Origin of the sequence: Exiguobacterium sp. TDN 0502 (assembly GCF_050846835.1) — a bacterium.
In the GTDB taxonomy this organism is placed as follows: Bacteria; Bacillota; Bacilli; order Exiguobacteriales; family Exiguobacteriaceae; genus Exiguobacterium_A.
Genome location: NZ_JBOZGJ010000007.1, coordinates 84774 through 108881, shown reverse-complemented (window position 1 = coordinate 108881; position 24108 = coordinate 84774). Strand labels below are relative to the sequence as shown.

The 24108-nt window shown below is 48.1% G+C and carries 24 protein-coding genes and 1 riboswitch; of the genes, 13 read left to right on the top strand and 11 right to left on the bottom strand.

All coding sequences use genetic code 11. From position 1 onward, the window contains the following. Nucleotides 1-7: 7 nt before the first annotated feature. Genes ACRPK8_RS09360 through ACRPK8_RS09350 form a run of 3 tightly spaced genes read left to right on the top strand, consistent with a single transcriptional unit; the run spans nucleotide 8 to nucleotide 2977 of the window. Nucleotides 8-721 (top strand): IspD/TarI family cytidylyltransferase, encoded by a 714-nt coding sequence (locus ACRPK8_RS09360; protein ID WP_432237989.1) that lies wholly within the window; start codon nucleotides 8-10, stop codon nucleotides 719-721. Then, complete coding sequence (locus ACRPK8_RS09355; protein ID WP_432237988.1) at nucleotides 718-1743, top strand: ribitol-5-phosphate dehydrogenase; 1026 nt, start codon at nucleotides 718-720, stop codon at nucleotides 1741-1743. Before ACRPK8_RS09360 ends, ACRPK8_RS09355 begins: the two co-directional genes overlap by 4 nt. Before the next feature lie 31 nt (nucleotides 1744-1774). Further along, nucleotides 1775-2977: a CDP-glycerol glycerophosphotransferase family protein gene (locus ACRPK8_RS09350; protein WP_432237987.1), complete on the top strand. Its 1203-nt coding sequence runs from the start codon at nucleotides 1775-1777 to the stop codon at nucleotides 2975-2977. 120 nt (nucleotides 2978-3097) lie between these two features. On the opposite strand, the gene ACRPK8_RS09345 is transcribed toward ACRPK8_RS09350, so the two are convergent. From ACRPK8_RS09345 to ACRPK8_RS09330, 4 genes are all read right to left on the bottom strand, one after another. After that, nucleotides 3098-3655 carry a nitroreductase family protein gene (locus ACRPK8_RS09345; RefSeq protein ID WP_432237986.1) on the bottom strand — a complete coding sequence of 186 codons (558 nt, stop codon included), beginning with the start codon at nucleotides 3653-3655 and terminating at the stop codon, nucleotides 3098-3100. A gap of 123 nt (nucleotides 3656-3778) precedes the next feature. After that, nucleotides 3779-4333 carry a hypothetical protein gene (locus tag ACRPK8_RS09340; protein WP_432237985.1) on the bottom strand — a complete coding sequence of 185 codons (555 nt, stop codon included), beginning with the start codon at nucleotides 4331-4333 and terminating at the stop codon, nucleotides 3779-3781. 130 nt (nucleotides 4334-4463) lie between these two features. Further along, a complete protein-coding gene (locus ACRPK8_RS09335; protein ID WP_432237984.1) occupies nucleotides 4464-6155 on the bottom strand; it encodes a DHA2 family efflux MFS transporter permease subunit in 1692 nt (563 codons plus the stop codon). 12 nt (nucleotides 6156-6167) lie between these two features. Continuing rightward, nucleotides 6168-6824 (bottom strand): HlyD family secretion protein, encoded by a 657-nt coding sequence (locus ACRPK8_RS09330; protein ID WP_432237983.1) that lies wholly within the window; start codon nucleotides 6822-6824, stop codon nucleotides 6168-6170. A gap of 182 nt (nucleotides 6825-7006) precedes the next feature. Between ACRPK8_RS09330 and ACRPK8_RS09325 the strand changes: the two genes are divergently transcribed. After that, complete coding sequence (locus ACRPK8_RS09325) at nucleotides 7007-7612, top strand: TetR/AcrR family transcriptional regulator (protein WP_432237982.1); 606 nt, start codon at nucleotides 7007-7009, stop codon at nucleotides 7610-7612. Between the two features lie 41 nt (nucleotides 7613-7653). Here the strand turns inward: ACRPK8_RS09325 and ACRPK8_RS09320 are convergent, their stop codons facing one another. Further along, on the bottom strand, nucleotides 7654-8718 hold the full coding sequence (locus tag ACRPK8_RS09320; protein ID WP_432237981.1) for a diguanylate cyclase: 1065 nt from the start codon (nucleotides 8716-8718) through the stop codon (nucleotides 7654-7656). A 163-nt stretch (nucleotides 8719-8881) separates the two neighbouring features. Continuing rightward, a complete protein-coding gene (locus ACRPK8_RS09315; RefSeq protein ID WP_432237980.1) occupies nucleotides 8882-9337 on the bottom strand; it encodes a MarR family winged helix-turn-helix transcriptional regulator in 456 nt (151 codons plus the stop codon). A gap of 164 nt (nucleotides 9338-9501) precedes the next feature. Beyond that, nucleotides 9502-9690, top strand: a riboswitch (Lysine riboswitch). 132 nt (nucleotides 9691-9822) lie between these two features. On the opposite strand from ACRPK8_RS09315, the gene ACRPK8_RS09310 reads away from it, so the two are divergent. The 6 genes from ACRPK8_RS09310 (at nucleotide 9823) to ACRPK8_RS09285 (ending at nucleotide 17500) form a co-directional block, all read left to right on the top strand. Then, nucleotides 9823-11304 carry an amino acid permease gene (locus ACRPK8_RS09310; RefSeq protein ID WP_432237979.1) on the top strand — a complete coding sequence of 494 codons (1482 nt, stop codon included), beginning with the start codon at nucleotides 9823-9825 and terminating at the stop codon, nucleotides 11302-11304. A gap of 148 nt (nucleotides 11305-11452) precedes the next feature. Next, nucleotides 11453-13213 carry a solute:sodium symporter family transporter gene (locus tag ACRPK8_RS09305; RefSeq protein WP_432237978.1) on the top strand — a complete coding sequence of 587 codons (1761 nt, stop codon included), beginning with the start codon at nucleotides 11453-11455 and terminating at the stop codon, nucleotides 13211-13213. 60 nt (nucleotides 13214-13273) lie between these two features. Then, nucleotides 13274-13456 carry a hypothetical protein gene (locus ACRPK8_RS09300; protein ID WP_035399267.1) on the top strand — a complete coding sequence of 61 codons (183 nt, stop codon included), beginning with the start codon at nucleotides 13274-13276 and terminating at the stop codon, nucleotides 13454-13456. 69 nt (nucleotides 13457-13525) lie between these two features. Beyond that, nucleotides 13526-14473: a peptide-methionine (S)-S-oxide reductase MsrA gene (gene msrA / locus ACRPK8_RS09295; protein ID WP_035399219.1), complete on the top strand. Its 948-nt coding sequence runs from the start codon at nucleotides 13526-13528 to the stop codon at nucleotides 14471-14473. A gap of 69 nt (nucleotides 14474-14542) precedes the next feature. Continuing rightward, nucleotides 14543-15838, top strand: a complete 1296-nt coding sequence (locus tag ACRPK8_RS09290; RefSeq protein ID WP_432237977.1) for a DUF2252 domain-containing protein — start codon at nucleotides 14543-14545, stop codon at nucleotides 15836-15838. Between the two features lie 225 nt (nucleotides 15839-16063). Beyond that, entirely contained in the window at nucleotides 16064-17500 is a 1437-nt protein-coding gene (locus tag ACRPK8_RS09285; protein ID WP_432237976.1) for an amino acid permease, read from the top strand. Between the two features lie 48 nt (nucleotides 17501-17548). On the opposite strand, the gene ACRPK8_RS09280 is transcribed toward ACRPK8_RS09285, so the two are convergent. Genes ACRPK8_RS09280 through ACRPK8_RS09270 form a run of 3 tightly spaced genes read right to left on the bottom strand, consistent with a single transcriptional unit; the run spans nucleotide 17549 to nucleotide 20208 of the window. Beyond that, entirely contained in the window at nucleotides 17549-19207 is a 1659-nt protein-coding gene (locus ACRPK8_RS09280) for a glycerol-3-phosphate dehydrogenase/oxidase (protein ID WP_432237975.1), read from the bottom strand. Between the two features lie 33 nt (nucleotides 19208-19240). Continuing rightward, entirely contained in the window at nucleotides 19241-20014 is a 774-nt protein-coding gene (locus ACRPK8_RS09275; RefSeq protein ID WP_432238037.1) for a Gfo/Idh/MocA family protein, read from the bottom strand. Next, complete coding sequence (locus tag ACRPK8_RS09270; protein WP_432237974.1) at nucleotides 19900-20208, bottom strand: hypothetical protein; 309 nt, start codon at nucleotides 20206-20208, stop codon at nucleotides 19900-19902. The genes ACRPK8_RS09275 and ACRPK8_RS09270 overlap by 115 nt, the downstream gene beginning before the upstream one ends. Nucleotides 20209-20265: 57 nt before the next feature. On the opposite strand from ACRPK8_RS09270, the gene ACRPK8_RS09265 reads away from it, so the two are divergent. From ACRPK8_RS09265 to ACRPK8_RS09255, 3 genes are all read left to right on the top strand, one after another. Then, complete coding sequence (locus tag ACRPK8_RS09265) at nucleotides 20266-20532, top strand: DUF5327 family protein (protein ID WP_432237973.1); 267 nt, start codon at nucleotides 20266-20268, stop codon at nucleotides 20530-20532. A gap of 60 nt (nucleotides 20533-20592) precedes the next feature. Beyond that, nucleotides 20593-21243, top strand: coding sequence for an SDR family NAD(P)-dependent oxidoreductase (locus ACRPK8_RS09260; protein ID WP_432237972.1), 651 nt, complete (start codon nucleotides 20593-20595; stop codon nucleotides 21241-21243). A 77-nt stretch (nucleotides 21244-21320) separates the two neighbouring features. Beyond that, nucleotides 21321-22046 carry a thermonuclease family protein gene (locus ACRPK8_RS09255; RefSeq protein WP_432237971.1) on the top strand — a complete coding sequence of 242 codons (726 nt, stop codon included), beginning with the start codon at nucleotides 21321-21323 and terminating at the stop codon, nucleotides 22044-22046. A gap of 250 nt (nucleotides 22047-22296) precedes the next feature. On the opposite strand, the gene ACRPK8_RS09250 is transcribed toward ACRPK8_RS09255, so the two are convergent. Beyond that, nucleotides 22297-23271, bottom strand: coding sequence for a cation diffusion facilitator family transporter (locus tag ACRPK8_RS09250; RefSeq protein ID WP_432237970.1), 975 nt, complete (start codon nucleotides 23269-23271; stop codon nucleotides 22297-22299). Nucleotides 23272-23303: 32 nt separating this feature from the next. Further along, the gene (locus tag ACRPK8_RS09245) at nucleotides 23304-24089 is read right to left on the bottom strand and encodes an SDR family oxidoreductase (protein WP_432237969.1); all 786 of its coding nucleotides are present in this window, start codon (nucleotides 24087-24089) and stop codon (nucleotides 23304-23306) included. Between the last annotated feature and the right edge of the window lie 19 nt (nucleotides 24090-24108).

Here is a 24108-nt window from a genome sequence, read left to right as displayed (position 1 = left end):
TCAGAAGATGATTTATGCAGCCATTTTAGCTGGAGGAAAAGGAACACGAATGGGGAATGTCGATCGCCCGAAACAATTCTTATCGATCGGTGAACGTCCAATCATCGTCCATACAGTAGAGAAATTCCTATTACATGAGGATTTTGACCGCATCATCATCGTCACACCGACTGCCTGGATCAACTATACACGCGATATTTTGGAGAAATACATCGGTAAAGATGAACGACTCGTCATCACACCAGGCGGTCAGGATCGAAATGAGTCGATCATGGCAGCGATCAACTGGATTGAAGAAGAGAATGGGATATCTGACGAAGATGTCATCGTGACACACGACGCTGTCCGCCCGTTCTTAACGCATCGGATCATTAAGGAAAATATCGAGGCTGCCCAGGAATTCGGTTCATGTGACACAGTCATTTCAGCAATCGATACGATCGTCGCTTCGACGAATGGTAAAACGATCACGGACATTCCGGTTCGCGATCAGATGTATCAAGGTCAGACGCCACAAAGTTTCCAAATCACGAAACTGAAGTCGCATTATGAATCACTGTCAGCAGAGGAACGCGCGATTTTAACAGACGCCTGTAAAATCCTTCTGCTTAAGGGAGAAGATGTCGCCCTCGTCACGGGAGAACTTTTTAATATCAAGGTGACGACACCATACGACCTACGGATCGCGAATGCTATCTTGAAGGAGCGGATTCATCAATGATTAACCAAGTCTATCAACTCGTCGCACCGCGTCAAATCGAGGTGACATACGATGAGCGGTCTTTGAATACAGACCGTGTCGTCGTCCGTCCGACCTATCTATCGATTTGCCACGCCGATCAGCGCTACTTTACGGGTAGCCGCAGTGCGGAAGTATTAGCTAAAAAACTGCCGATGGCCATGATTCACGAAGGTATCGGAAAAGTCGTCCATGATCCGAGCGGCACGTTCAAGCGAGGAATGCTCGTTGCGATGGTGCCGAACACGCCGACAGAAGAAGATGACATCATCGGGGAAAACTATCTCCGGACGAGTCGCTTCCGTTCGAGCGGATATGACGGTTATATGCAGGACTACGTGTTCTTGAAAGCCGATCGTCTTGTTGAGGTGCCGGCGGATCTCGATCCTGAGGTCGCAGCATTCACGGAACTCGTCAGCGTTTCTGTCCATGCATTGACGCGTTTTGAGAAGATTGCCCATCCGCGTCGAGAGACGTTCGGAGTGTGGGGAGACGGCAATCTTGGTTTTATCACAGCACTGTTGTTACGGAAATTGTACCCGGAAGCCAAACTGCTCGTCTTCGGTAAAACCCAGTCGAAACTGGATTATTTCTCATTCGCGGATGAGACGTATCATATCGACCGGATTCCAGCAGACGTCTCGTTCAACCACGGTTTTGAGTGCGTCGGGGGAATCGGTAGTCAGTATGCAATCAATCAGATGATCGATTACATCATCCCGGAAGGAACGATGGCATTACTTGGTGTATCGGAAGATGCAGTGGCGATCAACACGCGCATGATTCTTGAAAAAGGACTGCGTGTTTATGGATCGAGTCGCAGTACACCGGCTGATTTTGCCCGGACGATGGAATTGTATCAAACACATCCTGACATTCCGGCATACTTGTCGAATTTAGTCTCTGGTGTCTTCCAAATCCGTCAGATCGAGGATATCCATAAAGCGTTCGAAAACGATTTAACGAATCGTTTCGGAAAGACAGTCATGGAATGGTGCATGTAATGAGGCCCCTTCGATTAGAGGTGACGTGTTCATGAAACAGAAAATCCGTCTGCTTCAACGACGAACGGTCCATTATCTGCTTGCCCTGACGTACTGGGTGACGAAACGACTGCCGATCCAATCGAACAAAGTGGTCTTTGCGACGTATCGTTCGGATCGCCTCGTCGATAACTTCCGTGCCGTCTACGATGAATTAGAGCAGCGTGATTTAGGGTACCGCTATGTTTTTTTACTGAAGCGATTTCCACAGTCTCTCGGCGGTCAAATCAGCTATGTCTTTCATATGATGCGTGCGACATATGAATTGGCGACAGCTCGTTATTTCATCATCGATGACTATTATTACCCGGTCTACGTCTCGCCTTTGCGTAAAGGGACCGAAGTCATTCAGCTGTGGCATGCATGCGGTGCCTTTAAGAAGTTCGGATATAGCGTACTCGATAAATCGTATTCACCCGATGACGATTATTTGAAGATGGTTCAGATTCATCGAAACTACAGCAAGGTCTATGTCTCGGGTGAGGCATGTCTCGCTCCTTATGCGGAAGCATTCGGTATGACGGAGGAACGGATTCATCCGCTAGGCGTTCCACGGACGGACCAGTTGCTGAATCCAGCACGCCAGGCACGTGTCCGGGAGAAATTCTATGAGCGTCATCCGGAATGGCGGACAAAACGAGTGATTCTTCTTGCCCCGACATTTCGGGGGAACGGTCAAACTACTGCCCATTACGATCAGGAGCTAGATTTTGAAAAGTTTCGTCAGGAACTCGGACCCGATACGATTTTACTGTTGCGGATGCACCCGTTTGTCTTGAATCCACCTGTCGTACCGGAAGCCTATGCGGATCAAATCATCAACATGACGGATTATCCGGACATCAATGATTTGATGCAACTTGCGGATATTCTGATTACGGATTATTCGTCCGTCATCTTTGAATTCGCGTTGTTACAAAAACCGATGATCTTCCTTGTGAATGACCTGCAGTCGTATAAGGCAGAGCGTGACTTCTATTTCCCGTACGAAGCGTTCGTACCGGGACCGATCGTCTCGACGTTTGAAGACGTCATTGATTGGATTAAGGCCGGTCAGTTCGATACACAAAAAATAGAAACGTTTGCGAATCGTTTCTTTACGTATCAAGATGGAGAAGCGACGAAACGAATCGTCGATCATATCCTGTATGATACGGTACCGGAAGCACCGGTCTATGCGAAGACTCCGGTCTGATTACAAAAAAACGTTCCGATAGCGTCTCCATTTGGGGAGAGAGACGTCATCGGAACGTTTTTATTTTTGAATTGGGGCTTGATTGGCGCGAGCAGGGGTAGCTCGCAGAATGCGCACCTCTTAAAAGTGCGTCAACTTGTCCGTCGCGGACGTTCTAGGTTTAACAGGTGGAACGACCGCTGGCCAGCCGATTTGAATGACGCCAAGTACACGTTCCGCTTCTGTAGCATGGACGAGCGTTGCATACTCCGGTGTAAACCAGTGTTTTCCGCTTTTCCAGCAACACCCGAGTCCTCGTTCTGTCGCCAGTAACTGCAAATTTTGAATCATGGCAGCCGTTGCGAGCGTATCTTCTAGCTGTTGATCCGGTGTTCCTTGGGTTGCGCAGAGAACTGTTAAATAGACCGGCACTTCTCGTAACTTTTGCTCTGCCTGTTGCCGTTGTTCCGGTGTTTTCGTCTCGAATTGACCACGTGCTGTCAGCAACTCCATCAACGCATCGACATAACGTTTCTGTCCTTCTTCGATTGCAAGAACAAAGCGCCACGGCTCCCGTAATTTGTGGTTCGGCGCATAAATTGCTGTTTCGAGTAACTCTTCAATCAATTCTGCGGGTACGGGTTGATCCGTGTAGGACCGGATGGAGCGACGTTTTGCGATCACTTGTTGGGCATGCATGGCATTCATCTCCTCACTGAGTACGTTTTCACTATAAATGATAACGATTATCATTGTCAATGTTATTTTTCAGAAAACAAAAAGACGATTTCCGAGAGAAAATCGTCCTTCCGTGTATTCGGACTAAGAGGCTTTCCGTTCATCTTTTTCCTGAGCGACAGTCGTCAGTTTTTTCTTCATCATTCGAATGCGGTACAGTGCAAATAAATAGTGCGCAAAATAAATCGTAAACCCAAGGAAAATCGTTAACGCAGCATGAATCTGAACGCCAGGTACAGCATGAAGCTGGATGAAGAGCAGGACAGCCATTGCCGCCGTATAGAGCACCATTTCCACCGATTGTGGCATGACGCGTTGACGTTTTAGGAAAAAGGAGCGCATAAGTGGCAGGACGACGAGACTGACAAGGCGATCGACCAGTCCGATGACGAGTACACTAATCACCATCGCTAAACCATTTTCAAAAGTGATCAACCGCGGAAAGACAAGATATGTGACGAGTAATAGTGGTCCGACTAACAAAAAGATGGAGATCGAGGCACGTGCAAATACGAAGAGCCCGTTGACACTGGTTAAAAAGGCACGAACAATCTTTTGCGACCAAGAGGATGGTCGACCGACTTGCCAAGCAAAACAACAAGCAAAGATGAACGCATAGAATTGCAGAAAGGCAACCATAAAGCATCTCCTTTAAATATGAAACTCATTGTTCCTAGTGTATCGATTTTAAGGCTGAAGTGCAAAGAAGAACTTTTCGTAAAGTATAAGAAAAGACCAGTTGATGTGGTATCAACTGGTCGATCCTGAATCAATCAAGATTCGGTTCTTTTTTACCATGTAAGAAGAAGGATAAAATCAATGCCAAGGCAGATAAGATTGTCGCAATCCAAAAGGCATCGGTGATTCCTTGAATCGTCGCTTGTTTCGTCAGCGTCGTAAACCAGCTCATCGATGCAGCTTGTGAACTGCCGAGCTGCTGTCCGAGGTCGTTTAAGTGTTGTGAAAGCGTCGGATCAAGTACCGTGAACTGATTCGCGTCGTCCGCTAAGTGAGCCGTCGTTTGACGTGTCATGACGGTGACGAGAATCGCCGTTCCGATCGATCCGGCGACTTGACGGAGCGTGTTTTGTGTCGCATTTCCATGAGGAATCATCTTCATCGGTAAAGCGTTCATACCGGCAGTCATGATCGGCATCATGATGAACGCCATGCCGAATGACCGAAGCATATAGATGCCCATGATCGAGTAATACGACGTATCCATGTTCAATTGTGTCAATTCCCATGTTCCGTACGTCATCAACGTCAAACCGAAGATGGCGAGCGGACGAATGCCGAAGCGGTCAAATAAACGACCGGCAATCGGTCCGGTGATTCCCATGATCAGTGATCCAGGTAATAGTAGAAGACCGGAATCGACCGGCGAGAACCCACGAATACTTTGAAGGTAAATGGGTAAAAGTAACATCCCACCGAACAAGGCCATCGTGACGATGACGTTGATGAAGAGGGTGAACGAAAACTCCGGAACCTTTAAGACGCGAATATTCAGCATCGGATCTTCCATCGACAGCTCACGCATCGCAAAAGCAGCGATTCCGATTAAACCGATGACAATCGAGCCGATGACGATTGGGCTATCCCAACCGTCATTCCCGGCTTCACTAAATCCGTAAAGGAGACTCCCGAACCCGATCGTACTGAATAACACACCAAGTGCATCAAAAGCAGGTTTCGATAGTGGCTGTGTCAGCCGGAACCAAGCGGCACCGAGCAACAGTGTTACTAATCCAAAGAATGACATCGCATAAAACATGACGTGCCAATCATAGTTTTGGATGACATATCCTGTGATCGTTGGTCCGACTGCCGGAGCGAGAATCATCGCGATCCCGAGCATGCCCATTGCGGCACCACGTTTATGCGGTGGAAACAATGTCATGAAGACATTTGATCCAAGCGGCATCAAGATACCGGCCCCCGCTGCTTGAACGACACGCCCGATCATCATGACGGGGAAGTTCATCGCCATCGAACAGATGATCGATCCGAAGAAAAAGAGCGTCATCGAGGCGAGGAACAGTTGGCGGAACGTATAACTGCGCATCAAAAAGGCACTGATCGGAATCAAGATTCCGTTGACGAGCATGAATCCGGTCGTCAGCCACTGAGCCGTAGACGTCGACACGTTAAAGTCATTGATCAGCACCGGTAACGCGACATTAATCAATGTCTGGTTCAAAATCGCGATGAACATGCCGATCAATAAGACCGTCAATACTTTTGGAATGCTGACATTTTCGGTTGAAACTTGTTTTGGCGGTGCTGCGACTGCTGGTGTCACGGTCATCGTCGGTTCCGTCTCGAGAGATTCCTCAAGTGTCGGTCCATCCGTAGCCAGTGCGATGTCGGATTGACGATTCCGGCGGGCGATCCAGTTGACGCCGATAATGATTAGAATCGTGAACGCACTATATCCGAACAAGAAGGTCGTAGACATGAACGTCCCTCCTTAATCCTTATGAATGCGGACGGTCACATTCATACCAGGTCGAATGTCGAGTGATTTTTCTTGCGAAAGTGATACTTTAACTGGAATGACTTGTGCGACTTTCGTGTAGTTCGCATTTCCGTTTGAAGAAGGCATCATCGAGAACGTTGAAGCTGTTGTCATCCCGATTTGCTCGACTTCACCGGAAAGTGTCGTATCAGGATAGCTGTCGACGTAGACGTCGACGGCTTGTCCGACTTTGATTTCGTCGATTTCCGTTTCTTCGATATTTGCTGTGACCCAAAGGTTATTTAAATCAAATGCATAAGCAAGTGGTGTACCGGCACCGACAAAGCCGTTCTTTGTCGCCATCGACTGAACGATCGTTGCTTTTGCAGGCATGGAAACAGAAAGATCTGTTGGTTTTTGACCCGCTTGTGCTGTCATGATGTGACCAAGTGTTGCGCCGCTGTCGAGCGATTCGCCTGTTTTTGCTGACCAATCTGTCAGTTTCCCGGCGCTCGGACTCGCAACCGTTATCATTTTTCCGTCAATCTTCGCGTTGTCTGTCTTAACGTAGCTTGTCGCTTGATCGTAATAGTAGTATCCGACGACACCACCACCGATCAATACGATGAGTGTGACGATGTTGATGATCAATAGTTTTTTCATACTCATGGGTGTGTTTACATTCCTTTCTTGTGTACAATCGATTCAAAAAAAGTACTCCTCTGGGGGAGGAGTAATTAATATAGTTAATTATATGGATAGTTAGATAACAAACAACCGACAATTTCCGACAAAATGTCGGAAAAGTAGATGATAACGGATTCATGGACTGAAAAAGGAGGAAAATGCAAATGAATCAAAGCCGAGATCCACGACCAAAACGTTCACGTGACCGTATTACACTAGAATTATTCCGATTGTTAAAGGCACACAGCTTTTCAAGTATCACTGTAAAAATGTTGACGGATGGGGCAGGGGTGAACCGGTCGACCTTTTATGCGCACTATACGGATAAGTATGATTTACTCGATCAAATCGTCGAGGAGCAAATGGCTGCGCTGGGGCAGGCGATTCGAATTACGGGAACAGCAACGGTGTTTCCAACCGTCGAGCAGGTAAGCCGTTATTTTGCTCGTCTGTTCATCCATATCGAAGAGAATGAGCTGTTTTACCAAACGATGCTCGTACAAGGACCGATCAAAACATTCATCTCCCGTTTTCTCGATACGTTAAAGGAAAACTACCGCCTGGTCTTTCAATCACAGATTTCACGGGATGCGACCTTCGTCGATCGGGATTTACTGTTGAACTACGTCATCGGTGGGCAGTTAGGGCTGTTGATTTCCTGGTTACGTAACGGACGCCCTTATCCGGCGACTTATATGGCGGATCAGTTAAGCCGGATGATCGTCTTTGGAACCGTAGAGAGCATCGGATTTCCGAAAGAGTCGCAATGAGTGCGTAAAAAAAGACACTCCACATTGGAAGTGTCTCATGTTCAGGCGTGTTGGAACGCGAGTTCTTTCGTATAGATCGTACTGCGGTTCCGCCCGCTCTCTTTTGAATAATACAACGCTTTATCCGCCTGCTGTAACGCTTCAAGAGATGTATGCGAGCCGCTGGAATGCGCGATTCCGAGTGAAATCGTAATCTGTAAATCAGGTATATCCGCTGTCGGGAACAGGTTCCGGGCGACCGTCATGCGGGCAAGCTCTGCTATCTTCTGTGCTTCTTTAGCAGAAGTGTTCGGTAAGATGATTAAAAACTCTTCTCCGCCATAGCGTCCGACGAGATCGTCAGGGCGCGTCAAGGAGGCGAGGGTCATGCCGAGTTGGCGTAACACGTCATCTCCCGCGTCGTGACCATATGTATCGTTGACATGCTTGAAGAAATCGATATCAATCAATACGAGGGAGTACCCTTGGTCGGCGGAATTGACCAGGGAGAGCGAGTCATCGAGACGACGGCGGTTAGCCAGCCCCGTCAAGGCATCGGTCATCGCGAGTTTTTGTTGGTACTGAATGTTTTCGAAGTGACGGCGTAATTCCGTCAACAGACGAAAGGCAACGAAGCCTGCTAACAGATGAAAGAAGACATAAGCAACCGAAATTTTAATGAATGTCGACCAGCTATGTGTCAACACATAAATAGCAGGTAATGAGTAAAGGATGCCGATCAGCACCATCAACTGAAAAGATCGCATCGAAACGTGAACGAACCGGCGTAGCATCCCAATCGTCACGATGAAAATGGAAATAATCAGTGTGGATAAATAGAATCCCTCCATTTGATCAACCGGCGTCAACACGTAACGGGTACCGATTATCATGACACCTGCCACGATGGCACTAGGGAAACCACCGAACAGCATGGCGATCGCGACGGGAATGATGCGTAGGTCAACACGGGCGACATCAATTTGAATACCGTTGAACATCAGTAACACGGCAATCAGACCAGAGACGGCTCCGAGAATAATCCGGGTGCTCCATTTGGAGTGTATCGAAATACGTGGTTGATTTCGAAACGGTAAGAACAAGAGAGTAATCGTTGTAAAGAGCAAACAAAAATTAATAATGAATTGATTCATAATGGACAACAAATCCTCCCAACTCCCCCAGCTAACAGATTTCCATATATATACTTCCAGTATACTCATCTAGATAACGGTTAGACAGGGATAAATGTTTAGAAAAAATAAAAAACGGTAGGAAATCTACCGTTTTTTATGAAGAGGACGAACCAGTATCTTCGTCCATCGTCAGTAAGATTTTATCAAAAACCTGTACCATCGTCTCGAGTTCTTCTTCCGTCAATGTACCAAACCGGTCATGGAGATAGTTTTTGCGGACGATTTCGAGCTCTCGAAATGCGCGTTCCCCGTCATCTGTCAAGGCAAGGACGATGGATCGGCGGTCTTCCGTTGAACGAGTCCGTGTCACGTATCCTTGTTTATATAACTTATCCGTCAAGGCAGTCACCTGACTGGTCGCCAGTTCAAACTGTTCGGCGAGAAGGGTCGGACGTTGGGGACCGTTTTCCGACAGACTCCGTAAAATGAAAAATTCACTGCGGGTCGCTGTTCCTTCAAACAAACGATTCAGTTCACGTCGAAGGGTGCGAAGAATGACACGCATCTGTTCCTCGAGTCGGTAAGTTAGCAAATCACGTTCCTGTGGCATGCAAGCAGCATCCTTTCTCTCAGTGGACTTCTACCATTTAGTGTACTAAACCTATCGGATTTTTACCATCGACTCCTCGAGATTCGAAAAAGGGAATTGACAATTTCGTGGCGGCTTGTGTACTATGTCGTAGTAATACAAAATTAAATCAGTTCTCACTCAACCAGTGGGATGGAGGTTGCAGTTCTCAAGAGTACGGTTACGGATGTCGTCAAGCGGCAAATGAGGTAATCAGAAAGGGAGAGTTGCCGAAATCAGTCATCGCTTTGAAGATGATCGATTGGGATTAGATCAAATAGGTCTAATACTGTCACAAGTCGGGTATCACTCACTTGTGGAGAGCTATCTTTCACGACGGTAGAATGAGGCGCATCCATTTTATTATGCTGCGTTCTCATCTTCCATCTGGAAGATGAGGGCGCTTTTTGTTTTTTCATTCAAAAAGTGTCCTCTCACAAAAATTCATACAGAGAGAAGCGAACGAAATGAACAATTTAGATGTCAAACAAACAACGGATTCGACGGCCGAAGGATTAAAACGGGGGCTGCAAGCCCGTCACATGTCGATGATCGCCATTGGTGGAGCTATCGGAACAGGACTCTTCATCGCGTCCGGTGCTTCCGTGGCAGCGGCAGGCCCGGGCGGTGCACTCCTGTCCTATGCCATCGTCGGTCTGATGGTCTATTTCCTGATGACGAGTCTTGGAGAAATGGCAGCGTATATGCCGGTCGCCGGTTCCTTCTCGACTTACGGAACGAAATTCGTCGATCCATCATTCGGCTTTGCCTTAGGCTGGAACTACTGGTACAACTGGGCAGTCACGATTGCGGTTGAACTCGTTGCAGCACAAATCGTCATGACGTACTGGTTCCCGGACGTTCCAGGATTTTATTTCAGTGCTTTATTCCTAGTACTGATGATCGGCTTGAACTACTTCTCCGTCAAAGGATTCGGGGAAGCCGAGTATTGGTTTGCGATGATCAAGGTCGTTACGGTCATCGTTTTCCTAGTCGTTGGTGTCGCGATGATTTTCGGTGTCTTCACATCGGAGCCGCCAGTCGGATTCAAAAACTTCGCACTGGGTGACGCACCATTCGTCGGCGGGATTCCTACCGTCATCGGTATCATCCTCGTTGCCGGATTCAGCTTCCAAGGTACGGAACTCGTCGGAATTGCAGCGGGTGAGTCGGAAGATCCGAAAAAGAATGTGCCAAAGGCCGTTCGACAAGTCTTTTGGCGTATTTTACTCTTCTACGTCTTTGCGATTTTCGTCATCGGTATGCTCATTCCTTATACGAGTCCGAATCTCGTTTCAAATGACATTACGGACGTCGCGGTTAGTCCGTTTACGCTCGTCTTTGAAAAAGCGGGTCTTGCCTTCTCAGCAGCACTCATGAACGCCGTCATCTTGACGTCGGTTCTATCTGCCGGAAACTCGGGGATGTATGCATCGACGCGGATGCTCTATACATTGGCTCGTCAAGGAGACGCGCCGAAGCTGTTCGCAAAAGTCTCAAAAAACGGTGTACCGCGTAATGCCCTGCTCGCAACAGGGGCGATCGGTGCGCTCTGTTTCCTGACATCGATGTTTGGTGGACAGGTATATCTATGGTTACTCAACGCTTCCGGGATGACCGGATTCATCGCGTGGCTCGGAATTGCGATCAGCCACTACCGTTTCCGTAAAGGATTCGTCGCTCAAGGACACTCATTGAACGATTTACCTTACGTGGCACCGGCGTTCCCATTCGGTCCGTTGTTCGCGTTCGGTCTTTGTTTCCTTGTCATCGTCGGTCAAAATTATGCGGCATTCCTCGCGGACCAGATTGATTGGGTCGGAATTGCCGCGACGTATATTGGTATTCCATTATTCCTTGCTTTCTGGTTGGGACATAAATTCAAAAACCGGACGTCGATCGTTCGTTATGACGAGATGGACTTCCCGGAACATCCTCGTCAATCCTAATATAGGAACCACCTTCACAAAGAAGGTGGTTTTTTGTTTCCGTTCATGAAAACGTTTTCTAGAATATAGTTTTAAAAAAGTATAAAAAAGGAATACATGAATACTTATTCATGCATAGCATTTGAAATGGGAGATGAGGAGGAGAAGCATGACGACATCTGAACTGTTCTTTACACTAGGTTCCGCTGCTTTTTTTATGTTATTGGTTGCTTACATATCGTACCGGTTGACCCGGGGAAAAACACAGGGCGCCGATGAATACTTTTTAGCAGGTCGGGGATTGAGTGGTATTTTTATTGCCGGTTCCTTGCTGTTGACGAATTTATCAGCAGAGCAGTTGATTGGACTGAATGGACAGTCCTTCATGGGGAACATGTCCAGTATGGCATGGGAAGTCACCGCTGGGTTTGCTGCGATCATCATGGCCATCTATCTGCTTCCAAAATTTTTAGGTCTCGAGATCTCGACGTTACCGGAATACTTAAGTCACCGGTATGACGAAACGGTTCGCCGGATGACGGTCCTGCTTTTTTTGCTTGGTTACATGTGTGTGACGATTCCATCAATGCTCTATTCGGGCGGAATCGCTGTCCTGCAGCTGTTTGACGTGCCAGAACTATTCGGTTTGAGCTATACACAGTCGTTATGGGTAGTCGTCTGGATCGTCGGAATCATCGGAGCGATTTATGCGATCTTCGGAGGATTACGTGCCGTTGCCGTCTCCGATACGCTTAACGGGATCGGGCTCGTTTTTGTTGGATTTCTTGTTCCGATTCTTGGGTTCATTACTCTCGGTGACGGAAGTCTAGTGCAGGGGATGAAGACGATCGCTACTGTACAGCCTGAGAAATTAAACGCCATCGGCAGTTCGACGGATGCCGTCCCATTCTTTTCGATTTTTACAGGTATTTTATTTGCCAATTTATTTTACTGGTCACTGAATCAATATGTCATCCAGCGTGTCCTCGGAGCAAAGAATCTAAAAGAAGGACAAAAGGGTGTCTTGATGACAGGATTCCTAAAGTTACTCGTTCCGGTCTTCATGCTGATTCCCGGTATCATCGCCTATCACTTATATGGGAATACGTTGACGAGCGGGGACCTGTCCTATCCGCGACTGATTACCGAGTTGTTGCCTGTCTCACTCATGGGATTCTTTTTAGCGGTCTTGCTCGGAGCTGTCTTCAGTTCATTCAACTCGTTGCTAAACAGTATCGCAACGCTTTTTGTACTCGACATTTATCAGCCTGTATTTGCGAAAGGGGCAAGTGATGAGCACCTGATCCGTGTCAGTAAATGGTTCGGGTCTATCGTAGCCCTGATTTCCTTCATCATCGCGCCATTTTTGATGTATGCACCGGATGGCTTATGGAGTTTGATCCGACAATTCACAGGATTTTTCAACATTCCGATTCTCGTTATCGTCTTGATGGGGATTTTCATGAAACGGATTCCGGCGATTGCTGCGAAAATCGTCATCGTTTTCCATGTGTTCGCCTATTATCTGTTCGTCTTCGGTTTCAGACAGTTATTTGGCTGGAATCACGGAATCAGCTACATTCACGGATACGGCATTCTCCTTGCCATCGAAGTCGCGTTCATGGTGTTCATGGGTTACCGGTATCCGGCGGTTCAAACGGGAAGAGTCAATCGGCGCCACGCGGTCGAACTCGTCCCATGGAAATACGCAATCCCGGTCTCGATCTTACTTTGTGCCTCCATCGTCTGGACATATGTTCTATTTTCAGAGATCGGGCTCGCTTCTATCTCGGGCATCGTCTCCAACTGGTTTTGGCCGATTACCGGATTCCTTGTCGTACTGACGGTTCTTTTATGGCGTGTGTCGCTAAACGCCTGGGAAACGAAGTACCGGACCTATCTTGAGGAGGAGTACCGTCAGGCTGAATAATCTTCTCGCAGAAGGGAGGATATATCAGGTAAGATGAAAGAAAAACAGGAGGCGATCTTCATGAACTACTGGTATCACTTTAAGCGGGCCTTCTTACCGATTGCGTTATTGCTTGTGACACTTGCCTTGTACCAAATGATTTATCGGTTGAATAACATCTGGTATTCGCTTGGAGGACTTCTCCTTGTCTTTGCGGCCATCTATTTCGTCATGCGTCGCCTAAAAGCGAACCCGGAGGATTGAATGAGCAGGAAAGTCGAGTCCATTCTCTGAACGAGGTAAAATAGTCATATACAGAGGAGGGGAAGATAGATGGCAAAAGCAATATTTGCAGGTGGTTGTTTCTGGTGCATGGTCAAGCCATTCCATAAATATGATGGGGTAGAGCAGGTCATTTCAGGATATACCGGTGGTCATACAGAGAACCCGACTTATAAAGAGGTCTGTTCGGAAACGACAGGTCACTTGGAGGCAGTCGAAGTGACGTACGATCCGTCCGTCATCACGTATGAAGAATTACTCGAGATTTTCTGGCGCCAAATCGATCCGACAGATGGTGGTGGTCAATTCAATGACCGTGGTGAATCGTATCAGCCAGCAATCTTTTATGTCGATGAAGCACAGCGTGAAGCGGCGGAACGTTCAAAAGCAGCGCTTGACGCATCAGGACGTTTCTCACGTCCGGTCGCGGTAGAGATTCGTCCGGAAAAACCGTTCTGGCCAGCTGAAGAATATCACCAAGATTATTATAAAAAGAATCCGTTCCGTTATCAGATGTACAGCGTCGGCTCAGGTCGCGCAAAATTCATCAAGGAAGCGTGGAAGGATCATGGTAAAGAGAAAGAGCTGAAGGAGCGTCTGACACCGATTCAGTATAAAGTCACACAAGAGAACGGAACAGAGCCTGCTTTCCGTAATGAATACTGGGATGAAGAACGTCCGGGACTGTATGTCGATATCGTCGATGGTACACCACTCTTCACATCGAAAGATAAATTCCAGTCAAACTGTGGATGGCCAAGCTTTGCTAAACCGATCTCAGAAGACAAGATGGAAGTTGAACTCGATACGAGTCACGGGATGACACGGACAGAAGTTCGTTCTGCGAATGCAGATAGTCACCTTGGTCATATCTTCGATGATGGTCCGACAGAACTTGGCGGTCTTCGCTACTGTATCAACTCAGCGGCGTTACGATTTATTCCGCTCGAAGAGCTTGATTCGGCAGGATACGGGGAATATAAAAAACATTTCGAGTAACACACAAGGAGTAGTCAAACGATTTCGTTTTGACTGCTCTTTTTTTACAATTCGAGAGGAGTGAATAGAATGTTTCAACCCGTGTATGAAGAAATCCGACAGATGACGATTGCGAAGGTTCTTGATTTCTACGATCATGAAATCCGACAACTGAATGAGACAGCACGTCAGGAAAAATACGACAAGATGAGTTTGAGTCCGTTTCGCTTTTTCCGAGGCAGCTCGCATCTTTTTTACTATGATGTCACGCGCATTCCACTCGGTTTTGATACACCGCAGGATAAACCGACCTGGATTCAAGGGGATCTTCACTTTGAGAACTTTGGTGTCCACGGCAATGCAAAAGGGGAAATCATCTACGACGTCAATGACTTTGATGAAGGGTACTTAGGATCCTACCTGTACGATTTGATTCGAATGGCAGTCTCCGTTCGACTGTTTGCAGAAGAGGCGGGATACGATCCAGCCCCCGCGATTCAAAACTATGTACTGGAGTATGTCCATGATTTAAAGAAGTATGCTGCAGGAAAGGATCCGAGCAATGTTTATTTTACACGGGACAATACCAAAGGGCCGATCCGCAAGCTGATTAAAAAAGCAGAAAAGAAACGCGATGCCTTAATGGGAGAACGAACAGAGATCGTCAACGGAGTCAGACGGTTTTGTACGCTCCCGGATATGGAAGCGGTGGACAGTGCAACACGAGCGTCCATTCAGTCTGCCTGGTCTTCCTATATCGAGACGATCGATTCAGATGATCGAAGGGAAGCATCGTTTTATACGATCAAGGATATCGTTCGAAAATTGGAAAGTGGAACGGCATCGATCGGTCTCGAACGGTATTACATTCTGATTGAAGGAGCAGGGGAGGAAGAGGATTTGATTCTCGAGATGAAGCAGGCACAAACAGCTGTTCCGTCTCTTTTTGTACCGGCATATCGTCCGGAAGCGGAAACGATCCATCAAGGGCGGCGGATCATCACATCTCAAAAAGCGATGCAGGCGCATGAAGATCCATATCTTGGTTATCTCAGCATCGGAAAAAAGGAATATTATGTACGAGAGCGCTCACCGTACAAGAAAAAATTGAAAGCAAAACATATTAAAAGTCAGGAGGACCTGGAGAACGTTCTTTGCATTCAAGGTCAAATCACCGCCAAAATCCACGCGCGTGCCGATCAGGATGCCGGTATCGCTGAAAAAGTTTTGACGCATCATGCGGATGTCGAAATCATCCAAGCCATCGGTGTATCGGAAACCGCTTTTCTTGAGCAAATCGAGCGGTGGTCAGCAGCCTATGTTGCCAGAACAAAGCTGGATTACCAAGTGTTTTTGGAGTGGGTGAAAACACGACAGTCCATATAAAAAACGAGTGGAAGAAAGCATATCAAATCGCTGTGTAACAGATGTTACATAGCGATTTTCTAATAGCACTTTTTTTAATTCTAAAAATGAAAGCGTATATTAAAATACAAATAGGTATATGGTCCTATATCAATTTATCTGAAAACTTCGTAAATTTTTGATTAAGTTCTTACGGACGATTCGGTTTGTAGAACCAATTAACAGAGATATAGGGGGAACAACATCATGAGTTTGACGCGGAAAAAAGATGTTTCCGCTATGATTGCGGCAAGTAAACGAAACAGTGGACTTGCTCGAAATCTTGGCGCGATGGATTTAACATTTTTAGGAATTGGCGCCATCATCGGAACCGGAATCTTCGTCTTGACGGGAACAGGAGCATTGACTGCAGGACCAGGACTTATCGTATCTTTCATTTTATCTGCCATCGCCTGTGGTCTGGCTGCTCTTGCTTACGCTGAATTCGCCTCGACGATTCCGGTCAGTGGATCCGTCTATACGTATACGTACGCAACGATGGGGGAAATCTTCGCCTGGATCATCGGCTGGAACTTGATTCTCGAATATGGACTCGCCTCCAGTGCCGTTGCAGCCGGATGGTCCGGGTACTTCCAGTCCTTACTCGCGGGATTCAATATCCATGTGCCGACTGCGCTCTCGGCAGCACCTGGTGCCATCGAGGGGGCGAAGACATACTTCAACCTTCCGGCCTTCCTGATCCTCTTTGCGATCACGGCATTATTATCGATGGGAATTAAGGAGACGAAGCGTGTCAACAACATCATGGTCGTCATCAAATTAGCCGTCGTTGTGTTATTCATCGCTGTCGGAGTCGGGTACGTTGAACCATCCAACTGGGCACCATTCACGCCATTCGGTTGGGGAGGCGTCTTCTCGGGTGCCGCGATCGTTTTCTTTGCTTACATCGGCTTTGATGCCGTCACGTCGGCAGCAGAGGAAGTGCGCGATCCGCAAAAGAACTTGCCACGCGGTATCATCGGTTCACTTGCTGTCTGTACGATTCTCTACGTCATCGTTGCCGCTATCATGACTGGGATCGTACCGTATCAACAGTTCGAAGGAATCGATCACCCGGTCTCACTTGCGATTCAAATGGCAGGTCAAAACTGGGTTGCTGGATTCATCGATCTTGGTGCGATTCTCGGAATCACAACGGTCATTCTCGTCATGACATACGGAATGGTACGTCTTGCGTTTGCCATCTCGCGTGACGGAATGTTCCCGAAAATCTTCTCTGAAGTACATCCGAAGTACCAAACGCCATTCAAGGCGACTTGGATGATTGGACTCGGTAGCTCACTCGTCGCAGGATTCGTTCCGCTTGATGTCATTGCGAACCTCGTCAACATGGGAACACTCGCAGCATTCGTCTTGATCTCTGTCGCTGTCTTGATTCTTCGGAAGACACAACCGGATCTCCCGCGGGCGTTCAAATGTCCGGGTATGCCGTATGTTCCAATCGCAGCCATCGCTGCATGTCTCTTCTTGATGTTCAACTTAAAGCAGGAGACGTGGATTGCTTTCGGAATCTGGCTCGCCATCGGTTTAGTCATTTACTTTACTTTTGCGCGGAAGAGTTCGAATCTACACCCAGGAAATATAGGGGCTGCTGAATTAGCGGCTTCACAAGAAGAGAAGTAACGCACAAGACCCGGTCGCAGGTAAGCGACCGGGTCTTGTTTCGTAGCATTATTGCGGGACAGGTCCTTTGACGCGGACGGCATCGAATTCACGACGAATGCTTTCATTGGCTTTCGCTTCGTCTTCTGCCGACCAGCCGAGTTCGCTACGCATCAAGGCGAGAACACCGTCTGCGTATTGTTCCGCATGCGGGAAATCAAAGAAGACAGCTGAAGCACGGCGGTTCAGGAAGTCACCGGGTTGCATGACGAGTTCAGCTTCGAGTCCGTATAGAAGGGCACCGAACCAGTGAAGCGGTAGTTGATAACGAGCGGCTTCGTCCCCACGCGTCCGGATCAATTCGAAGACGCGTTCGACGTTCGTACCGTAACGCTGAATCAGCCATGTCGTTTCATCTGGGGACAATCCAAGTGCTTCCCCTTTTGGTTGCTGTTCTTTTACATAACGTGCAAATCCTTTACTCCCTTGTGGATGACCTCCACCAAGCAGAATATCGTGTGTGCGTGATGCGAGATAAATCCGATTTTCTTCCGTTTTGAATTGATCAGCGACCATATCGATGATGCGCTCTGCCATTTTACGATACCCGGTCAGTTTTCCACCTGCGATGGACATGAGACCGGATTTCGAGACGAAAATCTCATCTTTACGGGACAGTTCACTCGGATCTTTTCCGTCTTCATGAATCAGCGGACGAAGTCCCGACCAAGTCGATTCGACGTGTTCTGGTCGCAAATCGACGTTGAACATTTGATTCGTAGCTTCTAGGATATAATCCCGGTCCTCGGCAGTGACGCCAGGTTCGAGAATGTCTCCTTTATAGTTCGTATCCGTCGTTCCGACGTATGTCTTGCCTTCGCGCGGAATTGCAAAGATCATCCGTCCGTCCGGCACATCGAAATAGACAGCCTGTTGCAACGGGAAATGAGATTGATCGATGACAAGGTGAATCCCTTTCGTCAAATGAAGTGATTTTCCGGCTTTTGACCCGTCTTTTTCACGCAGTTCATCGACCCATGGACCCGTTGCATTGATGATTTTCTTCGCCCGGATCGTATAGGTTTTTCCACTTAAGACGTCACGTACTTCAACGCCGACGACTTTTCCGTTGTGATAGACGAGTGACTCGGCTTTCGTGTAGTTGACGGCCCGTCCGCCATACCCGATGGCCGCTTTTAAGACTTCAACCGTCAGGCGTGCATCATCCGTTTTATATTCAACATAACGCCCGCCGCCGACGAGATGTTCCGAGCGCAACAGCGGTTCGTAACCTAATGTTTCTTCCTTACTGAGCATCGTCCGGCGTTCGTTCCGTTTGACTCCAGCGAGTTGGTCATAGACACGTAAGCCGATGGATGTCGAGAAACTGCCGAACGTTCCGCCTTCGACGAGTGGAAGCATCATCCACTCCGGTGTCGTCACGTGCGGGGCATTCTCATAGACGATAGCACGTTCCTTACCGACTTCTGCAACAAGTTTAATTTCGAATTGCTTCAGATAACGCAATCCGCCATGGACGAGTTTCGTCGAACGGCTCGATGTCCCTTCAGCGAAGTCCTGCATCTCAATCAAACCAGTGCGCATACCCCGGCTTTGTGCGTCTAGCAGAATTCCGGCTCCTGTGATCCCACCCCCGATAACGAGTACATCGAGAAGCTCTTGCCCCATCTCTTCTAACCATGCTGTCCGTTCCGTACTTGAAAACATATTGTCTTCCCCCTGTTCGTCTGAAATGGATGATTACCCTACTTCTATCCATGTACCCACTTTTGCACTCTTTTGAGCACAATCGATGATTTTCATGACGAGTTCGGCTTGTTTTGCAGAAACGGGAGGTGTCGTTCGTTGCCGAAGGGCCGGAGCAAGATCCGTATAAAAATCACCAAAGTGACCGGGTACAAAAGGGAACTCTTCGAGAGAACCGTTGACTTCAGCGAATTGATAGGTCGTTCGTTTCGTATCGACTTCATCGACGAAGTAGCTGCCCTGTGTGCCGTGTACCATCAGCGAAGGACCAACGGCAGGCACGAGCGAACCGATGTGAAGGATGGCGCGGCGCGAACCGAATGCTAAAATCAGATGTGTGTAATCGTCGACGATTCCGCCCGGTCGCTGAATCGTTTGGTCACAAAAGACACGATCCGGTATTTCGTTAAAAGCGATCAGTGCCTGATCGATTAAATGGGATCCGAGATCGTACAGGAGTCCGGCACCGGGAACGTCCTGTTCACGCCAGCGGTCCTTGACATCGGGACGGTAACGGTCGTAGTGCGCTTCGAACGTCTGAAGGGTACCGAGACGCCCGGACTCGAGTAAGGTCATCAGCGTACGGAAGTCCTTCGTGTACCGGCGGTTGTGATAAACTGTCAGTAACCGATTGTGTGTCCGTGCCAGCTCTGTCAGCGTTGCGGCTTCTTCAAGCGTGACAGTGAACGGTTTTTCGACAAGTACATCACAGTCCGAGAGCAAAGCGAGTCGTGCAAGTGGGTAATGCAGATCATTCGCCGTCGCGATGACGACCAAATCAATCTGTTCATGAGCAAGTAACGTTTCAAGCGTCGGATAACAGGAAGTGTCGCGTCATAGGCGGCGACCGCTTCCGGACGACTGGATTGGACGGCGACCAACTGATAATCAGGTGCTTTTAAGTAAGGGGCATGTAAATGTTCACCGGCAAGACCAAAACCAACTAAAGCGGTACGAATCATAGAAAACACATCCTTTTCAAGTTCATACCCCCAATCTACCATAAGGAGGAATCGGATATGATTACCGAACAGCACATCATCGAAAAGATGCGTCAGACGATGCAGCGGATCGATCAAACGACAGGGGCAACCCAAAAAGAACAGATTGCAGCGATGAAGGTCTATTGTGAACTACTCCTCGAATCCGAATCGACGCCAAGCTCAACGATATCGCTACCTTCGTCGACACCGAAGGAACCACCAGCGGTCGATCCGATGTTAGCGCGCTTCATGGGAGTCACGCAGGAAAAAGAAGAAAAAGGCACTTCATTACTTGATTTTTGAATGAAATGATTGAATTCAGGGAATAACTATCACAGTTGAAACGAGAAGGGGAGATATGTCATGAAAACAGTCATCGTCATCGGAGCAGGACCAGGAAACGGATATGAAATCAGTAAACGATTCGGACGAGAAGGCTTTCAAGTCGTCTGTGCGGCGCGGACACAGGAAACCCTCGCAGCCGTCATCACGGAACTGAAAGAAGAGGGTGTAGAGGCGGTCGGAGTGGAGTGTGATGCTTCTCGAAAAGCCGATATCGCGTCACTCATTGAATGGACAGAGGAACAGTACGGACAAGTCGATGTCTTAGTCTACAATGCTTCGATTTTACATCAAGCGTCTGTGCTTGACGTGTCGGCGGAACAGATCACGAAAGAGTTCGAAATCGATGTCCTCGGTGCACTGCATGCCGCCCAACTTGTAGCTCCTGCGATGCAGGAACGAAAAGAGGGAGCCATCCTGATTACAGGCGGCGGTGCTGCGATGCAAGCGATTAAGTCGTTACCGGGGCTTTCAATCGGTAAAGCAGGTGTTCGTCAAGTGACGCATATGCTACACGATACATTAAAAGAGGACGGTATATACGTCGGAACAGTGACGATTGCCGGGGAAGTCAAGCGCGGAACGGCACTCGATCCTAAAAACGTCGCAGAGGCTTTCTATACGCTGTATACGAAACAAGAGGATGTCGAGACAGTTTTATCGGCAGACTGAGTACGGAAAACACAGGAGGACGTGCGGGTTCGGAAAGCAAACCGAACCCGTATTTGTATGGAAAGGGGGAGACGAGTATGCGGCGGTTCTTTATGATCGTTTTGGTATTGTTGTTGACCCTCATGGGGTGTGCGCCGGAAGAAACCAATAGACTAGGAATCAAAAAACCGAATGATGAGAACATCACGAAAGCAACGGTCGAACGGGTTATTGACGGCGATACGTTGAAAGTGAGACTCGCTGACGGAAAAGCGGAGAGTGTCCGTTTGTTGCTGGTCGATACACCGGAAACCGTTAAACCGGATACGCCGGTTCAGCCTTACGGAAACGAAGCATCCCAGTTCACGAAAGAGGCATTACCAAGCGGAACAGCCATCCGGCTCGAACGGGATCATTCCCGAACCGATCGTTACGGACGGGTACTGGCCTATGTCTGGTATGGGGACAAGATGTTGAATCAGGAGTTACTTCGCAACGGGTTGGCGCGTGTGGCGTTCGTCTATGAGCCGGATACAAGGTATGTCGATGTATTTGAAGACATCGAGCAGAAAGCGAAAGAACAAAAGAAAAACATTTGGGAGATTGACGGATATGTTACGAATCGCGGTTTTGATGATCAGGCTGTCAGCGACCGGAACGGTGAAGCGGCAGAAAGCTGTGCAATCAAAGGAAACATCAATCGGTCCGGTAAAAAAATCTATCATGTACCGGGTGGTCAATCCTACGACGAGGTGAAGCCGGAACAACGGTTCTGTACCGAAAAAGAAGCAAAAGAATCCGGCTTCGTCCGGGCGGCGCGCTAATAAGCACGAGGCTGACTCAAAAAAGAATGACGCGTCTTTTCACGCCTTTTCCTCAGGCGAGACACAAGCCAGTTTTCCTGCTTTATTCAAGCAGGAAAGCGGGTCTTGTTCGTCTCTGACAGCGCAAAGATGCGCTTATTCCTGTAGGAGTTGCGTGAAACGCGTCATTCTTTTTGTTATGAGATCAGGATGGCAGCACATCATTCTGCCACCCTTATCTTTGTGGAAACTGACTTTTGAGTCAGCCCCGTCATACAGGTGGTGGCGGTGGTTGATACTGCTGTACGTTATCATCTTCATCAAAGGAAATCGTGACATCTGTGACCCCTTTAAGAATCCGGATTTGCAATTCAAGCCGGTCTTTGATGTCATCGGCCTCAGCAATTGTCATGTTCGGATCGACTTCGATTTCAGTTTCGACATGAAAATGATCGCCCTCCTTGATGACTTCGAGTTTTTCGATATCGCGAACCGCTTCGTCACGTAATAAGATTTCCCCGATTTTAGCCGTCAGGACTTCATCAATTTCACCGAGTGCGCCGGCTGCGTTTTGAATGAAGACATTATAGACGACATAAAACATCATCAGTCCAATCAAGATCGAGGCAATGCCCTCTGCTTGATAAAACGAAGTGTAATGTGAAATCAGGACAGCGATGATCGCGATGATGCCACCGAGCGTCGCAACAAGATCTTCCATAAAAACAAGACGTGTTGCCGGTTTAGCTTGTCCGAGATGAGCAAAGCTTTGGGCGACGAGCGCCAAACCACGAGATTTCAATCCGGTCTCGTGAGCAATTTCCGTCATCGCCTTATAAAAGACACTGACTTCGAGGATGACACCGATGCCAAGCGCCGTCAGAATGATCCACAGTCCCGTCGTTTCTTCACCAGGACCATGCGTGATATGCAGGATGCCTTCCCGGATCGTCTCGTAAGCGAGAAGCGCGACGACGAGAATGGCAGCGAGCAGGACGAGATTGACGAGACGCCCAAACCCGTTCGGAAACCGTTTCGTCGGTGCTTTTTTACTAAGAGCAGAACCGATATAGACGAAAAATTGATTCGCCGCATCACCGATTGTATGCATCATTTCAGCGAACATCGCCACGTTTCCGGTCAAGATGTAAGCGACGAATTTGATTACAGCGATAATCGCATTGACGATCGCGGCGGCAAGTGCTGACTTGTTTCCACGGCGGATCAATGAGAAAAAAGTAGCCATCAGCGGTTCTCTCCTTGTCTACTCAAAATAGGTTAACCGCGACCTGCTTGGAAAGATGGATAAAGTGTCATTCCACCGTCTGCAAAGAGTGTGATACCGGTGACATAACTTGCTTCGTCAGACGCAAGCCATGCAGCAACGGCTGAGATTTCTTCCGGCTTCCCGATATTCCCCATTGGAATCATGCTTTCGACTTCCTTACGCTGTTCTGGATCTTCGAATTTTTCGGCGTTGATCGGCGTATTGATGGCACCCGGTCCGATTGCATTGACGCGGATTCCTTTTGGCGCATACTCCATCGCAAGTGTTTGCGTCATCAGTTTGACGCCGCCTTTACTTGCAGCGTAGTGGACGAACGTTGGCCATGGAATCACTTCGTGGACACTCGACAGGTTGATGATGCTGCCTTTGACATCGTGTTCAACGAAATACTTCAAGGCTTCACGTGCTCCGAGGAACGCACCTGTCAAGTTGACGTCGATGACTTTTTGCCAGTCTTCTAGCGACATCTCGTGTGAAGGCGAAGGCATTTCGACACCGGCGTTATTGACGAATACATCCAATCGACCGAAACGGTCAACCGTTTCTTTGACCAAATGAATCATGTCGTCTTCTTTTGAAACGTCTCCTTGAACTGTGATAGCTTCTCCACCATTGGATTGAATGGATTCGGCAATTTTTTTAGCTTCTTCCGGGTGGCTGCGATAATTAATGACGACACGCATTCCTTCCTCTGCATAACGGCGTACGATGGCTTCGCCGATTCCCATTGATCCACCTGTCACGATCGCGACTTTTCCTTTTAAGCTTTCATACATGATCCTTCACTCCTTCAAT

Bases quoted from the DNA above. Each gene is read 5' to 3' on its own strand.
- ACRPK8_RS09360 (WP_432237989.1), top strand. From the start codon at position 8: ATGATTTATGCAGCCATTTTAGCTGGAGGAAAAGGAACACGAATGGGG.
- ACRPK8_RS09355 (WP_432237988.1), top strand. From the start codon at position 718: ATGATTAACCAAGTCTATCAACTCGTCGCACCGCGTCAAATCGAGGTG.
- ACRPK8_RS09350 (WP_432237987.1), top strand. From the start codon at position 1,775: ATGAAACAGAAAATCCGTCTGCTTCAACGACGAACGGTCCATTATCTG.
- ACRPK8_RS09345 (WP_432237986.1), bottom strand. From the start codon at position 3,655: ATGCATGCCCAACAAGTGATCGCAAAACGTCGCTCCATCCGGTCCTAC.
- ACRPK8_RS09340 (WP_432237985.1), bottom strand. From the start codon at position 4,333: ATGGTTGCCTTTCTGCAATTCTATGCGTTCATCTTTGCTTGTTGTTTT.
- ACRPK8_RS09335 (WP_432237984.1), bottom strand. From the start codon at position 6,155: ATGTCTACGACCTTCTTGTTCGGATATAGTGCGTTCACGATTCTAATC.
- ACRPK8_RS09330 (WP_432237983.1), bottom strand. From the start codon at position 6,824: ATGAGTATGAAAAAACTATTGATCATCAACATCGTCACACTCATCGTA.
- ACRPK8_RS09325 (WP_432237982.1), top strand. From the start codon at position 7,007: ATGAATCAAAGCCGAGATCCACGACCAAAACGTTCACGTGACCGTATT.
- ACRPK8_RS09315 (WP_432237980.1), bottom strand. From the start codon at position 9,337: ATGCCACAGGAACGTGATTTGCTAACTTACCGACTCGAGGAACAGATG.
- ACRPK8_RS09310 (WP_432237979.1), top strand. From the start codon at position 9,823: ATGAACAATTTAGATGTCAAACAAACAACGGATTCGACGGCCGAAGGA.
- ACRPK8_RS09305 (WP_432237978.1), top strand. From the start codon at position 11,453: ATGACGACATCTGAACTGTTCTTTACACTAGGTTCCGCTGCTTTTTTT.
- ACRPK8_RS09300 (WP_035399267.1), top strand. From the start codon at position 13,274: ATGAACTACTGGTATCACTTTAAGCGGGCCTTCTTACCGATTGCGTTA.
- msrA (WP_035399219.1), top strand. From the start codon at position 13,526: ATGGCAAAAGCAATATTTGCAGGTGGTTGTTTCTGGTGCATGGTCAAG.
- ACRPK8_RS09290 (WP_432237977.1), top strand. From the start codon at position 14,543: ATGTTTCAACCCGTGTATGAAGAAATCCGACAGATGACGATTGCGAAG.
- ACRPK8_RS09285 (WP_432237976.1), top strand. From the start codon at position 16,064: ATGAGTTTGACGCGGAAAAAAGATGTTTCCGCTATGATTGCGGCAAGT.
- ACRPK8_RS09280 (WP_432237975.1), bottom strand. From the start codon at position 19,207: ATGTTTTCAAGTACGGAACGGACAGCATGGTTAGAAGAGATGGGGCAA.
- ACRPK8_RS09270 (WP_432237974.1), bottom strand. From the start codon at position 20,208: ATGATTCGTACCGCTTTAGTTGGTTTTGGTCTTGCCGGTGAACATTTA.
- ACRPK8_RS09265 (WP_432237973.1), top strand. From the start codon at position 20,266: ATGATTACCGAACAGCACATCATCGAAAAGATGCGTCAGACGATGCAG.
- ACRPK8_RS09260 (WP_432237972.1), top strand. From the start codon at position 20,593: ATGAAAACAGTCATCGTCATCGGAGCAGGACCAGGAAACGGATATGAA.
- ACRPK8_RS09255 (WP_432237971.1), top strand. From the start codon at position 21,321: ATGCGGCGGTTCTTTATGATCGTTTTGGTATTGTTGTTGACCCTCATG.
- ACRPK8_RS09250 (WP_432237970.1), bottom strand. From the start codon at position 23,271: ATGGCTACTTTTTTCTCATTGATCCGCCGTGGAAACAAGTCAGCACTT.
- ACRPK8_RS09245 (WP_432237969.1), bottom strand. From the start codon at position 24,089: ATGTATGAAAGCTTAAAAGGAAAAGTCGCGATCGTGACAGGTGGATCA.